The 1,043-nt window shown below is 41.8% G+C and carries 1 protein-coding gene; it reads right to left on the minus strand.

From position 1 onward, the window contains the following. Positions 1-302: 302 nt before the first annotated feature. Positions 303-704, minus strand: coding sequence for a hypothetical protein (locus tag DC498_RS25910; RefSeq protein WP_116877024.1), 402 nt, complete (start codon positions 702-704; stop codon positions 303-305). Positions 705-1,043: the final 339 nt, after the last annotated feature.

Consider the following 1,043-nt stretch of genomic DNA (forward strand, 5'->3'; position numbering starts at 1 on the left):
CATCGGGAAGCGGTTTGATGCCTGCTCTTGAAAGCCGACACCGATGGGGCTTCCATCATCTTTTATACAGCATTGACTAACTGTTTAGACTTAGCCATTCACAGCACACCTTGGCGATGTGGCGGTATTTGAAAATCGTCAGCCCGTAACGGCAGCTAAATTTATAACTAAAAGTTCATTGTTTATTCTACTGCTCGGCTTTATTCGTCGGCTAGAACTGAAGCTGAATAGTGAATAAAAAGTTGAACATATATTCGTCGCCCCACCATATTGCCAAACCGCCTGTTGTGTGCTGTTATTCGTCACCACGAACCACCTGGTGAAAATAAAAAGTCAATTGGTGTGTCAATGCCATAAAGCCATTGGCAACCGTTTGACTCTTTGTCGCAAAATGGTTCCATTAAGAAAATCATTTCTCTATATTTTTCAATTGTCAGACTACAAACGAAATTTTTATTGTCTGACGTAACAATGCCTTTGTCTGTATCCGATATTTTAAGTATCAAACCACAATTGACAGGTTGAATAAAATCAAGTGTAGCTAAGTCAATCTCTTTGTTACTTTTAATAATTTCCTCTTGAATTATTTGTCGTAGTCTATTCGCTTGCGAACAATCAAAGTCATAAAGTCTGACGAGTTGATTTGGGTCGGCGTGAGGAAATCGTCCGCCGTCACTAATATCGTCAAGAAATTCAATTTTCATTTGTCAACTAAATTATTCCGAAAGGGGGCATACACAGATAGACAATAAAAGTTTACCTGTGTCTGCCCCCTAACTTTTGTTACAAAGCGGAGGGAGAGGGATTCGAACCCACGGACGTTTTACCGTCTGCGATTTTTCAGGTCGCTGCCTTAAGCCACTCGAGCCATCCCCAATCAGAGTTTTCCGTTTGGGGACGTCCTGCGTAATAGCACACAACGTTAAAGCATTGGCGATGTGGCGGTATTCTGTGTTCCGTCTGCCGGTGCCGCTGCTGACTAAAGATACAAAAGCTCATTGTTTATTCTGTTGCTCGGCATTATTCGTCTGCTGGATATAAAG

The sequence above is a fragment of the Terrimonas sp. genome (genome assembly GCF_003075435.1).
Lineage (GTDB): Bacteria > Bacteroidota > Bacteroidia > Chitinophagales > Chitinophagaceae > Agriterribacter.